The sequence below is a fragment of the Massilia cellulosiltytica genome, from assembly GCF_047325105.1.
Taxonomy (GTDB): Bacteria; Pseudomonadota; Gammaproteobacteria; order Burkholderiales; family Burkholderiaceae_D; genus Telluria; species Telluria orientalis.
In genome coordinates this window covers 4,371,528-4,383,768 of the sequence record NZ_CP168562.1, presented here as the reverse complement: position 1 = coordinate 4,383,768, position 12,241 = coordinate 4,371,528, and the positions used below count along the sequence as shown (strand labels likewise).

The 12,241-nt window shown below is 68.5% G+C and carries 11 protein-coding genes; 7 read left to right on the top strand and 4 right to left on the bottom strand.

What is annotated here, in order from left to right:
* The first annotated feature begins 13 nt into the window (after positions 1-13).
* The 5 genes from ACEN9H_RS19020 (at position 14) to ACEN9H_RS19000 (ending at position 5,718) form a co-directional block, all read left to right on the top strand.
* Positions 14-1,000 carry a WD40/YVTN/BNR-like repeat-containing protein gene (locus ACEN9H_RS19020; protein WP_413671668.1) on the top strand — a complete coding sequence of 329 codons (987 nt, stop codon included), beginning with the start codon at positions 14-16 and terminating at the stop codon, positions 998-1,000.
* Positions 997-2,421 (top strand): aldehyde dehydrogenase family protein, encoded by a 1,425-nt coding sequence (locus ACEN9H_RS19015; protein ID WP_413671667.1) that lies wholly within the window; start codon positions 997-999, stop codon positions 2,419-2,421. Before ACEN9H_RS19020 ends, ACEN9H_RS19015 begins: the two co-directional genes overlap by 4 nt.
* A 205-nt stretch (positions 2,422-2,626) precedes the next feature.
* Positions 2,627-3,646 (top strand): helix-turn-helix domain-containing protein, encoded by a 1,020-nt coding sequence (locus ACEN9H_RS19010; protein ID WP_413671666.1) that lies wholly within the window; start codon positions 2,627-2,629, stop codon positions 3,644-3,646.
* A gap of 79 nt (positions 3,647-3,725) precedes the next feature.
* Positions 3,726-5,057, top strand: a complete 1,332-nt coding sequence (locus tag ACEN9H_RS19005) for an aspartate aminotransferase family protein (protein WP_413671665.1) — start codon at positions 3,726-3,728, stop codon at positions 5,055-5,057.
* Positions 5,008-5,718 (top strand): response regulator transcription factor, encoded by a 711-nt coding sequence (locus ACEN9H_RS19000; protein WP_413671664.1) that lies wholly within the window; start codon positions 5,008-5,010, stop codon positions 5,716-5,718. The genes ACEN9H_RS19005 and ACEN9H_RS19000 overlap by 50 nt, the downstream gene beginning before the upstream one ends.
* On the opposite strand, the gene ACEN9H_RS18995 is transcribed toward ACEN9H_RS19000, so the two are convergent.
* Genes ACEN9H_RS18995 through ACEN9H_RS18985 form a run of 3 tightly spaced genes read right to left on the bottom strand, consistent with a single transcriptional unit; the run spans position 5,719 to position 8,092 of the window.
* Positions 5,719-6,480, bottom strand: a complete 762-nt coding sequence (locus ACEN9H_RS18995; RefSeq protein ID WP_413671663.1) for an SDR family oxidoreductase — start codon at positions 6,478-6,480, stop codon at positions 5,719-5,721.
* The gene (locus tag ACEN9H_RS18990; protein WP_413671662.1) at positions 6,477-7,289 is read right to left on the bottom strand and encodes an SDR family NAD(P)-dependent oxidoreductase; all 813 of its coding nucleotides are present in this window, start codon (positions 7,287-7,289) and stop codon (positions 6,477-6,479) included. Before ACEN9H_RS18990 ends, ACEN9H_RS18995 begins: the two co-directional genes overlap by 4 nt.
* A 5-nt stretch (positions 7,290-7,294) precedes the next feature.
* Entirely contained in the window at positions 7,295-8,092 is a 798-nt protein-coding gene (locus tag ACEN9H_RS18985) for a MoaF C-terminal domain-containing protein (protein WP_413671661.1), read from the bottom strand.
* Between the two features lie 195 nt (positions 8,093-8,287).
* Here ACEN9H_RS18985 and ACEN9H_RS18980 point away from each other — a divergent pair, with 195 nt between their 5' ends.
* The gene (locus tag ACEN9H_RS18980; protein ID WP_413671660.1) at positions 8,288-9,676 is read left to right on the top strand and encodes a DUF1329 domain-containing protein; all 1,389 of its coding nucleotides are present in this window, start codon (positions 8,288-8,290) and stop codon (positions 9,674-9,676) included.
* 10 nt (positions 9,677-9,686) lie between these two features.
* Positions 9,687-11,078 carry an APC family permease gene (locus ACEN9H_RS18975; protein ID WP_413671659.1) on the top strand — a complete coding sequence of 464 codons (1,392 nt, stop codon included), beginning with the start codon at positions 9,687-9,689 and terminating at the stop codon, positions 11,076-11,078.
* A 48-nt stretch (positions 11,079-11,126) separates the two neighbouring features.
* On the opposite strand, the gene ACEN9H_RS18970 is transcribed toward ACEN9H_RS18975, so the two are convergent.
* Positions 11,127-12,239, bottom strand: a complete 1,113-nt coding sequence (locus ACEN9H_RS18970; protein WP_413671658.1) for a class II histone deacetylase — start codon at positions 12,237-12,239, stop codon at positions 11,127-11,129.
* Positions 12,240-12,241: the final 2 nt, after the last annotated feature.

Here is a 12,241-nt window from a genome sequence, read left to right as displayed (position 1 = left end):
TCCAGGAGCCGACATGAAACGTATGACATTTTCCATCGCGCTCGCGCTGCTGTTCGCGGCCGGGGCGGCCCGCGCGGAAGGCGCGACTGCCCCGGCGCTCAGGCAGCAGCCGGCCGCGGCCAGCGCGTATGCCGGCGAAGCGACCATCCTGGGCGCGACGCATGCCGGCGCCCGCATCGTCGGCGTCGGTGACCATGGCGTCGTGCTCCTGTCCGACGACCACGGCAAGACGTTCCGCCAGGCGCGCACGGTGCCCGTGTCGTCGACGCTCACCGGCGTGTCGTTCGCCGACGCGCAGAACGGCTGGGCGGTCGGCCACTGGGGCGTGATCCTGCACACGGCCGACGGCGGCGAGACCTGGACCGTGCAGCGCAGCGACACGAACGAGGACCGCCCGCTGTTCGCCGTCCACTTCTTCGACGACAAGGAAGGCATCGCCGTGGGCCTGTGGTCGCTGGTGCTGGCGACGCACGACGGCGGCGCTCACTGGGAACCCGTGACCCTGCCGGCGCCGCCGGGCGGCGGCCGCGCCGACCGCAACCTGCTGGCCGCGTTCGCCGATGCGCACGGCACGCTGTTCGTCGCGGCGGAGCGCGGCATGGTGCTGCGCACGAAGGACCGCGGCAAGACCTGGGATTACCTGGACACCGGCTACAAGGGCTCGTTCTGGACGGGCACCGCGCTGCGCGACGGCACGCTGCTCGTCGGCGGCCTGCGCGGCAGCATGTACCGCAGCCTCGACGCGGGCGCGCACTGGCAGGCGGTGGACAGCGGCGCGAAAAGCTCGCTCACGGGCATCGTCCAGACGCGCGACGGCACCGTGGAAGCGGTGGGCCTGGACGGCACGATGCTCGGCAGCGGCGACGCCGGCGCGACGTTCAAGGCGCGCCAGCGGGGCGACCGCCTTTCCCTGACGAGCGTCGTCGCGGACGCCGGACACGTGATCCGGTTTTCCAAGCGGGGCGTAGCGACACAACCGACAACTGGAGACGTGAAATGAAAACCTATTCGATGATCATCGGCGGCAAGGCCGTCGACGCCGGCAAGACGTTCGCCGTCGTCAACCCCGCGTCGGGCGAACCGTTCGCCCACGTGCAGGACGCGGGCCCTGAACACGTGGACGCCGCGGTGGCGGCCGCCCGCGCCGCCTTCCCGGCGTGGAGCGCGCTGCCGGATACGGAACGCAAGGCGCGCCTGCACGCGTTGGGCGGGGCGCTGGAAGCGAACATGCCGGAGCTGATGGAGCTCGTCACGCGCGAAAGCGGCAAGCCGCTGCAAGGCCTGAACAACGTGGGCGCGGGCATGGAGCTGGGCGGCGCCATCGCCTGGACCCACGTCACGGCCGACATCGACCTCGAACCGGAAGTCATCCAGGACAACGAACAGGCGCGCGTGGAAGTGCATCGCAAGGCGCTGGGCGTCGTCGCGTCGATCACGCCGTGGAACTGGCCGCTGATGATCGCGATCTGGCACGTCATCCCCGCGCTGCGGGCGGGGAACACGGTCGTGCTGAAGCCCTCGGAATACACGCCGGTCGCCACCGCGCGCTTCGTCGAGCTGGCGAATGACATCCTGCCGCCGGGCGTCCTGAACGTGGTGACGGGCGGCGGTGCCGCCGGCGCCGCGCTCACCGGCCACCCGGACGTCAACAAGATCGTGTTCACGGGCTCCACGCGCACGGGCAAGCGCATCATGGAGAACGCGGCCGCCACGCTCAAGCGGCTCACGCTGGAACTGGGCGGGAACGATGCCGGCATCGTGCTGCCCGACGTCGACGTCAAGACCGTGGCGCCGAAGCTGTTCGGCGTGGCGTTCCACAACAATGGCCAGACCTGCGCGTGCCTGAAGCGCCTGTACGTGCACGAGAGCCAGTACGACGACATGTGCGCCGAACTGGCGCGGCTGGCGGGCGAGGTGAAGGTGGGCGACGGCCTGGAACCGGGCACGGAGCTCGGGCCCGTGCAGAACCGCGCCCAGCTCGACATCGTGCGCGCGCTGGCCGAGGACGCGCGCGAACATGGCGGCAAGGTGCTCGCCGGCGGCAAGGTGCGGGAAGGGAAGGGCTATTTCTTCGAACCGGCCATCGTCGCGGGCCTGACGAACGGCGCACGCCTCGTCGACGAGGAACAGTTCGGGCCGATCCTGCCGGTCATCAAGTACACCGATGTCGACGAGGCCGTACGCCTGGCGAACGACAATCCGAACGGCCTCGGCGGCTCGGTCTGGTCGAGCGATCCGGCGCGCGCGGTGGACATCGGCAAGCGCCTCGAATGCGGCAGCGTGTGGATCAACGAGCATGGCGCCGTGCAACCGGACGCCCCGTTCGGCGGCGTGAAGCAGTCGGGCATCGGCGTCGAATTCGGCAAGCACGGCCTTGCCGAATTCACCACGATCCAGACCGTCAAGATCATGAAATCCTGAACAGCTGCTGTTCAACATCCCGCCCGCCGGCACGCTTGCGCCGGCGGGCGTTTTGCTTGAGCGTTGCGCGCAAGCGTCATTCCCGGCGCGCGTTTCGTTAAACATTACCATCGAGCGATTCCTGCTGACATGCCTTGCCGGGTTTGATAACATCTTAATGAAATCGGCCACAGAGTCGGTTCATTCACGCTTTCGGAGGAAGACCATGAGCTTCGCGGAACAGCAATTCGGCACGGCGTCGTCCGTGCCCCAGGTCGGCAATGCGGTCAACGCGTGCCGCAAGACCGTCCACACCTCCAATCTCTGGCAGCACGAGCGCGTGCTGACCGGTTGGAACCAGGTGTACGACCAGCTTTCCAAGGGCCGTTTCAACGGCCAGATCACCGAAGCCCTGATCGGCGACGTCCAGCTGTTCGAAGAGAAGACGTCGCAGGCCGTGTTCGAAACGGGACCGGGACGCACCGGCGTGGTGGCCCTCGGCGTGTTCGCGCATCTCGACGGCGAGGCGCGCTGGCGCGGCCACACGGTCGGCATGGACCACGTGACGGCACTCAGCGACCACGCGACGCTGGAACTGAGCACGCCGCCCAACTGCACGATGATGAGCGTCACCGTGCCCGTCTCGATGCTGCCGGTCGAGGACGAGCAGGTAGGGCTGGACGCGACCGAGCTGCTGGCGAATGCCGCCAACCATGTCCATAACCCGGCATTCGCCGCGACCCTGCGCCACCGCCTCAGCATCGCGCTGCTGACGATGACCTACCAGCCGTACCAGCTGGCGCTGACGGAAGCGCGCGACCAACTCGTCAGTGAACTGGTCGGCCTGGTCGACGAATACCTCGGCCTGGCCACCCACGGCGACGGCACGGCGGACGCGAAGAAGGCGCTGCATGTCGTGGCCAAGGCGCGCGAGTATATCGAGGCGAACCCGGACCGCCCGGTGACGGTCCTCGACCTGTGCCAGCGCACGTTCACGTCGCGCCGCACCCTGCAGTACTGCTTCACGCAGGTGATCGGCACGAGCCCGGCGGCCTACCTGAAGATCGTGCGCCTGAACGGCCTGCACCGCGACCTGATGAATTCGCGCGGCGCGAAGACGATCGGCGACATGGCCGCGCGCTGGGGTTTCTGGCATTTGTCGCAACTGTCGGTGGATTACAAGCGCCTGTTCGGCGAACTGCCGTCCGAGACCGTCAAGCGCGTCGGCGGCCGTACGTTCCAGTGACCGTTTTTGCCGGTTTTCGATAACGGGTGGCGCCGGCGTTTCCCTAGACTGGTTTGAAACCAGCAGAAGGGAGACCATCATGTACCAGCCGGCATACCAGTTCTGGCATCCGATGCTGCACCCGAACGAGATGAAGGTGCGCGAACCGGTCCGCATCGTCCGCGGCGAAGGCTGCCACGTGTTCGACGACGCCGGCAACAAGCTCGTGGATGGCATCGCCGGCCTGTGGAACGTGAACGTGGGGCACGGCCGGCCTGAGGTCAAGCGGGCGATTGCCGCCCAGCTCGACGAACTGGAATATTTCCAGATCTTCGACGGCCTCACCCACCCGCGCGCGGAAGAGCTGTCGAACCTTCTCGTCGACATGCTGGCGCCGGAAGACATGAAGCGCGTGTTCTACAGCTCGGGCGGATCGGACGCCGTCGAGACCGCGCTGCGCCTCGCGCGCCAGTACTGGAAAGTCGCCGGCCAGCCCGAGCGCACCAAGTTCATCTCGCTGAAGCAGGGCTACCACGGCACTCACTTCGGTGGCGCCTCGGTCAACGGCAACCACGTGTTCCGGCGCAGCTACGAGCCGCTGCTGCCGGGCTGCTTCCACGTCGAGACGCCGTGGACCTACCGCAATCCGTTCACCGAGGATCCCGATGAGCTGGCGCGCATCTGCGCGGAACTGCTCGAGCGCGAGATCCTGTTCCAGGGACCGGACACCGTCGCCGCCTTCATCGCCGAGCCGGTGCAGGGCGCGGGCGGCGTGATCGTCCCGCCGGCGAGCTACTGGCCCCTCGTGCGCGACGTGTGCGACCGCCATGGCGTGCTGTTCATCGCCGACGAAGTGGTGACGGGCTTCGGCCGCACGGGCGCCATGTTCGGCAGCCGGCTGTGGGGCGTCAAGCCCGACATCGTTTGCCTCGCCAAGGGCATCACGTCGGGCTACTTCCCGCTCGGCGCCACCATGTTCAACGACCGCATCGTCGACGCGTTCGACGGCAACGCCGATTTCGCCGGCGCGATCTTCCACGGCTACACGTATTCCGGCCACCCGGTCGGCTGCGCCGCGGCGCTGGCGAACCTCAAGATCGTGCGCGACGAGAACCTGCCGGCGAACGCCGCACGGATGGGCGACTACCTGCTCGCTGCACTGCAGCCGTTCGTCGACCGTTACGCGGCCGTGGGCGAGGTCCGCGGCAAGGGCCTGATGCTCGCCATCGACCTCGTGGCCGACAAGCGCACGCGCGAACCGCTCGACCCGACGGCCGGCCATGCCGCGCGCGTCGCCGAGATCGCACGCCAGCACGGCGCCATCGTGCGCCCGGTCGGCACCAAGATCATCCTGTCGCCGCCGCTGGTGCTGGAGCAGGAACATGCGGACGTCCTCGTCGCTGCGCTCGACGCCGGGTTCGCCGGTGCGTAACGGATTCGCGGCGCAGTTTGCCGATACTGCGCGCCGCATCGGCCGTGTGGCCAGCCAGCTCGTGCAGGCGCAGGGCTGGGTCGTCTACACGATCGGCGCGGACGGCAACGCGGGCCACGTGTTGTGGGCGGAAGAAGACGCGCGCCGCTGCGCCGCCTATTTTTCCGGCCACCACCGCGACGATCCGCTGGCGCCGCACCGCATCGCCAGCGCGCCGCACGCGATCGGGTGGCTGCGCCAGCGGCTCGACGGGGCCACGGTGCGCTACGAGCAGGACTTCATGCATCCCTACCGGCTCTCCGACGCGCTCGACATGCTGCTGCCCGCCGGCCCGGACGGCCCAAGGCTTGGTGTCAGCCTGTTGCGCGACGCCCCGCATCCCGGGTTTTCGACCGACCAGATGGACGCGCTGGCCGATTTCCATGCGCTCGCCGCGCAGCTGCTTGCCGGGGCCGATCCGCGCGCGCGCCTCGCGGCACGGTGTCCGCAACTGACGCCGCGCGAACTCGACATCGCGCTGGCCGTCGTCGCCGGCATGCCGAACAAGCAGGTGGCGCGCGAGGCGGGCATGGCGCCGTCCACGGTCAAGACCCATCTCGCCCACATCTTCCGCAAGTGCGGCATCGCCAGCCGCGGCGAACTGGCGCGGCTGGCCTACTGACTAACCTTCCGGCAGCAGTGCACCGCCGTCCACGATGATCGTCTGGCCCGTGACGTATGCGGCATGGTCGGACGCCAGGAACAGCATCGCCGCCGCGATGTCGTCCGGCTCGCCCAGCCGGCCCAGCGGAATGCGCGCACGCAGCCGCGCCGCCACGTCGGCCCCGCCCAGGTTGTCCTGCGCCGGCGTGCGGATCATGCCGGGTTCGACGCCGTTGACGGTGACGCCATCGGCCGCCACCTCGAGCGCGGCGGCGCGGATGAAGCCGTTCACGGCGGCCTTCGATGCCGCATAGTGGGCCAGTCCCGGATAGGCGACGCGCGGTCCGGTCACGGACGACGTCACGAGCATCCTGCCGCCGCCCCGTGCGCGCATGCTGGGCAGGGCTGCCTGCAGCAGGCCGAACGCGGCGTGGACGTTGACGGCGAACGTGCGTTCCAGCAGTGCACGGTCGATCCGAGTGAAGTCGGTCAGTGGGAAGTACGCCGCGTTGTGGACGACGATGTCGACGCCGCCGAAACGTTCCCGCGCCGCCGCCACGATGCGCGCCGGGGCATCGTCGAGGGCGAGGTCGCAGCTCACGGCCGCGCCGTCCGGCAGGCTGGCGGCGACCCGCGCGGCGCCGTCGGCATCGCGGTCCGCCACCAGCACGGCCGCGCCATGGGCGGCGAACAGCCGGGCGATGGATTCGCCGATGCCGCTGGCGCCGCCCGTCACGACGGCGGTCTTGCCCGCGAAGTCGATATCCTTGCGCGCGTTCATGCGGCCTCCAGCCGGCTGAAGGCGAGCGTGGGCACGTCCACGATCGTCGCGCCGCCGTCTGCGGCCAGCACGGTCCCGGTGACGATGGCCGCGTCGGACGACGCCAGGAAGGCGCAGGCGCCCGCGATCTCCTCCGGCGTGGCCGGGCGCCGCAGCGGCACGTCGGCGCAGACGAGATCGTAGGCGGCGTCGAGGCCGATGCCGTGCGCTGCCATCAGCGGCGCCATCTCGGCGTCGGCCATCGGCGTGCGCACCCAGCCGGGGCACACGACGTTGGCGCGCACGCCGGCCGGGCCGTAGTCGCGCGCGACCGAACGGGCGAGGCCGATCAGCGCGTGCTTGAACGTCGTGTAGCCGCAGACGTCCGGCCCGGCCGCGAGCGCCGCGATCGACGCGACGAACACGATGTTGCCGCGCGCCTCCTTCAATGCGGGCAGGCATGCGCGCGCGCTGACGAACGCCGTGTTCAGGTTGGCGTCGAACGCCTGGCGCCAATCGGCATCCGGCGTGTCCGCGCACGCGCCTTGGCCGAAACCGCCCGCGTTCGCGACCAGCACGTCGAGCCGGCCATGCCGGGCGAGTACGGTCGCCACGGCGTCGTGCATGGCTGCCGTGTCGCTGGCGTCGCAGGCGAGTGCCATGCCGCCGCAGGCGCGGGCCACGTCGTCGACGCGTTCGCGTCGCCGCCCGAGCACGACGACATGCGCGCCCTCATGCGCCAGCAGGCGTGCGCACGCCTCGCCGATGCCGGTGCCGCCGCCCGTCACCAGCGCGACCTTGCCGGCGAATCGTCCTTGCAGGTTCGCCATGGCCGTCACTCCGCCGGGATCACGGACAACACGCGCGCATGGGCGCCGACGCCGAAGTTGCGCACGGTGGCGAAGTCGTGGCCCTCGTAGCCCATGATCTTGCCGGTCGTCTTCATCGCGCGCAGGTCCACCATCACGATGCCCAGCGTGGGCACGATCTTTTCGCGCCAGATGAACAGGACGAGGTCCGTGTCGATGGCGTAGTAGTGGCAGGCATCGGTATCGCACAGGCCGCGCTCGGAACCCTCGATGCAGCGCCACGTGTAGTAGCCATCGTTCAGGTAGATGTGCTCGTAGCGCTCGTGCGGGCTGTAGATGTATTCGACACGCTTGCCCAGCAGCTCGCCGGTCGGCCGGGGCAGGGCGGCATCCGGTGCGAACGGACGGTCGATGGTGCCGCGCACGATGCGCGCCTTCACGGGCGTCAGTTCCGTGCCTGCGGCGATCCGGTCCAGCAGCGGCACGTGGGCTTCTTCGCGCGTCGGCAGCGTGCCGTCGATCTCGATGTAGCAGCCGCGCTCCAGGTCCAGTACCAGGCTGGTGCCGCCACGGGGCGTATCGGCCATGCGGACGTCGACGAACCAGATGCCGGGGCGCGGGCGGGTGATGCTGCACTGCGCCGTCGCGACGCCGTCGCGGGTGGCGGCGCCGGCGGCAAAGGCGAGCGTCGTACGGCTGCCGTCTTCGCCGTGCAGTTGCAGCGTGCGTCCGTCCAGGCCGGTATCCGGCGGCAGGCAGTGGTTGTCGGGAGCGAAGGCGTCGCCGAGCGCGCCGACGGGAATCCAGGTGGTGGTCGTGGTCATGATGGTCCTCTTTCGGTTGAACATGCCGCCACTTTGCCGGGGAAGGCGCGCGCCGCCCATCCGCCAGATGGCCGATCGAAGATTGCCGAATTTCGATACCGGCGACCATGACCGCCTCGTTACCATCGATTCGAACCTGCCCGAGAGGACGACGACGTCCCGCCCGCAGCCTATTTTCTACACAGGAGAACATCGATGAGGAACCCCCGCACCGCGCGCGCAAGCGCGCTGCTCGCCACCCTGCTGCTCGCGTATGGCGCCGCCGGCGCAGCCGACGACGACGTGAGCCGCCTTGGCAAGGACCTGACCCCGTCGGGCGCGGAAAAGGCCGGCAACAAGGACGGCAGCATTCCCGCCTGGACCGGCAGCGAGGCGCCGGCGTCCGGCTGGGCCTACGGTAAATTCCGCGGCGACTACTGGAAACACAAGGCCGAGAAGCCGCTGTTCTCGATCGACGCGGCCAACGTCGACAAGTACAAGGACAAGCTGACGCCCGGCCAGGTGGCGCTCGTGAAGGGCAACAAGGGCTATCGCATGGACGTCTATCCGACCCACCGCTCCTGCGGCGTGCCGGACTTCGTGGCCGAGAACACGAAGAAGAACGTGGGCGTGGCGAAGATCGGGGCGGACGGCTGGACGCTCGCCGACGCGATCGTCCCCGGCTACCCGTTCCCGTTCCCGAAGACCGGCACGGAAGTCATCTACGACAGCAAGATGCGCTACCGCGGCGTCGGCGTCGAATGGAAGAACAACTTCACGGCCGTCTCGCCGCGCAAGGGTGGCAACGACTGGATCTCGGCCGGTTCCGAACAGACCAACTACTATCCCTGGGGCGCCAAGGGCAGCCGCCATTTCAATACGCTGCCGGACGTGGAGTCCTTCGTCTACTTCGCGTACAACACGCCGACCGCACTGGCCGGGCAGGGCCTCACGATCAAGAACTTCCTGAACAAGCCGGGCACGGAGACGTTCTATTATTTCCCGGGCCAGCGCCGCGTGCGCCGCATGCCGGCCTATGCGTACGACGCGCCGCAGATCGGCTTCGAGAACCAGTACACGCTGGACGAGCCGTTCGTGTTCAACGGCCCGATCGACCGCTTCGACTGGAAGCTGGTCGGCAAGAAGGAACTCTATGTACCGTATAACGCCTTCGGCCTGTACAAGTTCGACGGCGACTTCCACAAGATCGCCCAGAACGACTACGTGAGCAACGATGCGCGCCGCTACGAGCTGCACCGCGTCTACGTCGTCGAGGCGACCGTGAAGAGCGGCACGCGCCACTCGTCGCCGAAGAAAGTTTTCTATGTCGATGAAGACAGCTACAACCTGCTGGCCGCGGAGGATTATGATGGCCAGGGCAAGATGTGGAAAGTGAAGGAAGGCTATACGATTCCCGTGTACGAGACCGGCACCTGCGATGCCACCGCGTTCGCGCAGTACAACCTGCTGGAAGGCCGCTACGTGATCGACGAGCACGCGGCGGGCACCGGCAAGGACATGCGCTGGGTGGTCGAGCCGGACGGCCAGAAGTTCAAGGAATCGTTCTATACCTCGGACAACCTGCGCGCGATCAGCGAGCGCTAGGAAGGTGATCATGGAAACACGGCAGTACAGCCCTCCAGCGGCGAAGACCCTCGGGTTCTTCGCGCTGTTCTCGATCGCCATCGGCGTCATCGTCAGCCAGACGAGCACCGTGTCGCTGCTGCAGGCCGTCGGCATCGGCGGCACCGGCTTCTTCATCGCCTACGGGCTGGCGTTCCTGCTCTCGATCTGCAATGCGCTGAGCTATGCGGAGCTCGCGCTGTCGCTGCCGCAGGCGGGCAGCATCAGCACGTACGCGGAGGTCACGGTCGGCCAGTTCCCGGCCATTCTCGCCGTGTTCGCCGGCTACGTGGTGCCGGCGATCTTCGGCCTGCCGGCGGAGCTGATGCTGTTCGACAGCGTCATCAATCAGCTGTTTCCGGGCCTGATGCCGAACATGGGGTGGGCGCTGTCGCTGCTCGGCATCCTGGTCGTGCTGAACCTCGCCGGCACCGACGTGTTCGCGACGACGCAGCAGATCCTGACGTTCGTGATCGTCTCGTTCTTCCTCGTCGTCGGCCTGTACGTGACTGGCGGCTTCCATGCCGGTGCGCAGCCCGCCGCGCAGGTATGGCAGGGCTTCACGGTGCACACCGCGATCGCGCCGGTGGCCGTGCTGTGCTTCTGGACCCTGATCGGTTGCGAGTACGTGACGCCGATGGTGGAAGAGGCGCGCGATCCGCGCCGCGACCTGCCGCGCGCCATGATCATCGGCCTGACCTGCATCTCGGCGGTGAACCTGCTGTTCGCGTGGGGCACGGCGCACGTGCTGCCGCGCGCCGTGCTGACGGCGTCCGTCACGCCGCACCTGGACGTGGTGTCGGCCGTGTTCGGGCACGCGGGCCGCATCGTGTTCGCCGTCATCGCGCTGACCGCCAGCGCGAGCCTGATCAACGCGGTGCTGGGCGCCGTACCGCGCATGTTGCACGGGATGGCGTTGAACGGCCAGGTGTTCCCGCTGTTCAAGCGCGTGTCGCGCAAGCGCCAGGTGCCGGTGCCGGCGCTGCTGTTCGTCGCCGCCTGCCCGGTCGTGGGCCTCGTGTGGGCGCGCGGCGATGCCAACAACATCCTGCCGCTGACGATCGCGGCGACGATCTGCTGGATGCTCGTCTACCTGCTGGCGCACGTCGTGCTGCTGGTGCTGCGCGCACGCCGTCCCGACCTCGCACGGCCGTTCCGCACGCCGTTCTACCCGCTGCCGCAACTGGCGGCGATGGCCGGCATCGTCTACGTGATCGCCAACAGCTCGCCGGATCCGGCGATGACCCGGTCCATCGTGCTGTACAGCGGCAGCGTGATCGGGGTGTTCGGGCTCGTCGCGGCCATCTGGGTCAAGTGCTTCATGAAGCAACGGTTGTTCGCGGCGGTGCCGGTCACGGTGACGGGTGAAGCCAGGGTTGCATGACCCGACGGTAGCGTGTGAAGAAGGCCGGGCATGCCCGGCCTTCCCTTTTTACAGATCGAGGGCGCGCGCCATGTCGTCGATCAGCGTCCGCTGGAACGCGTGGAACGTCGCGGAAGGCTGCTGGATGCGGAGGAAGTCGAGCATCGGATCCTCGACGCCGGTGCGGATGCCGGACAACTGCTCGACGACGGCATGGCCGCAGAACGGCACGTAGGCTTCCGCGTAGCCGCCCTCGTGCACGATCACGAGCCTGCCTCCGCCATGGCGGCTGGCCACGTCCATCATCGCGGCCGTCATGGCCCGGTACGTCTCGCTGTGCGCCTGCATGCGTGCGAGCGGGTCGACCGCATTCGCATCGAAACCGCTTGCGACGATGATCAGGTCCGGACGGAAGCGGTCCAGTGCCGGCACGACGATCCGGTTCATCGCGTACAGGTATTCCGCATGGCCACCGCCCGGCTGCAGCGGCACGTTCAGGTTGGCCCCCAGGCCCGCGCCGGCGCCACGGTCCGGGAAGCCGCTGTAGCCGGGCGGGAAGCAGCCGTCCTGGTGCAGCGAGATGGTCAGCACGTCCGGGCGTTCGTAGTAGATCGACTGGGTGCCGTTGCCGTGGTGGACGTCCCAGTCGACGACGGCGACGCGCTCGACGCCGTATTTCGCCTTGGCTGCCTCGATGGCGATCGGGATGTTCGCCAGCAGGCAGAAGCCCATCGCCTGGTCGGCGAGGCAGTGGTGGCCGGGCGGGCGCGACAGGGCGTAGGCGTTCGCGTAGTCGCCGGCGAGCACGCCGTCGACGGCGGCCATGGCCAGGCCGGCGGACATCTTCGCGATCTCGTAGCTGCCGGCGCCGAACGGCGCGGTGGCGCCGATCTCGCCGCCGCCGGCGTCGCTGGCGGCCTTGAAGCGTTCGAGGTAGCGCGGGTCGTGCACTCGCAGGAGATCGTCCTCGGTGGCGGGCGCCGCGCCGCGCACGGCCAGTTGCCGCGTCAGGCCGGAGACATCCATCAGGTTCTTGAAGCGGCGCTTGGTTTCCGGGGATTCGGCATGGCCGGCACCGGACGGCGGCTGGACCCAGCCGCCGACGGGCAAGGTCAGCGCGTGCTGGCCGGTCGTGTGCCACAGGCAGAGTTCATCGAAGAAAAAGGCGGTGGATTGCGTCATGG